The 891-nt window shown below is 48.5% G+C and carries 1 protein-coding gene; it reads right to left on the bottom strand.

Features of this window, described 5'->3' with window-relative positions; all coding sequences use genetic code 11:
• Positions 1-826, bottom strand: an 826-nt coding sequence (locus GFJ41_RS20905) for a serpin family protein (RefSeq protein WP_500048755.1), incomplete at its 3' end; no start/stop codon positions are given.
• Between the last annotated feature and the right edge of the window lie 65 nt (positions 827-891).

Genomic DNA, 891 nt, shown 5'->3' with positions numbered 1-891 from the left:
GCAGATCATTGTTTATGTTTTTCTCCACTTCTTCCATTTTGCCCTCAGCAGGGAGAATGATCACCATGGAGGCATTGCCATGATAGGGCAACTTGATAAGGGTGAAGTTCTTGGATACATAGATATTGTATTGCTCATCCTTTGCCTTCATCATGTCCACAGTGACCTTTGTGTTCTCCTCCACATGGAAGTCAGCTTTGTGTGTGGCCTCCACTGGGAAAGGCCTCTGCCATTTACCTTTGAAATAGATGTAGTTGATGAGCACCATGATCGTGTCTGCATCCAGGCTCTTGACCATGTCAGTGATGGTGTCTTTGGTCTTCTTGGCAATGAACTTGTTGACCTCTTGGACGGCAGCGTCAGGGTTGGAAAAGTCCACAGTGAAGGCCTCTCCATGGTAGAAGTGCTGAATATCCTTCAGAAATTTGTCAACAGGTTTGAAGCCTTCTCGGATGGCCAGACCTCCCCCTGTTTCTAGTAGCATGGCATCCTTGCTGTGGCCCAACATGTGCAGCAGATGTTCGTAGGCTTCATTGACCTGATCCTCTGTGAGGGAACTGTAGCCCATAGTGCTGAAAATTTGTGAGTGGGTCTCCTCCTTGGCTCCCAGAGCCAGCATGGACAATGCTATGGAGATGCTCAGTGGAGAGAAAAAGATGTTCTTGCCTTTGGCATCAGCATGGGTGGAGAGCTTATTGTACAGGGCAAAGGCAAATTTGGCATTGTGAGGTTTGAGTTTGAAGTGTGCCTCATCTTCTCCGTGGTGATCTGCTGAATGTTCTGCGTGATTGTGGCCCATGTGGTGGTCAGCCAAGGCCACCATCATCAGGAGGGCAAACGCCAAACAGCACAGGGTCTTTTGCCACATTTTACCACAGTCAGTGTGTTCAC

Source organism: Paraclostridium dentum, from assembly GCF_012922555.1.
GTDB classification, from domain to species: domain Bacteria; phylum Bacillota; class Clostridia; order Peptostreptococcales; family Peptostreptococcaceae; genus Paraclostridium; species Paraclostridium dentum.
The sequence above is the reverse complement of the archived record's forward strand: the minus strand, read 5'-3'. Positions and strand labels throughout refer to the sequence as shown.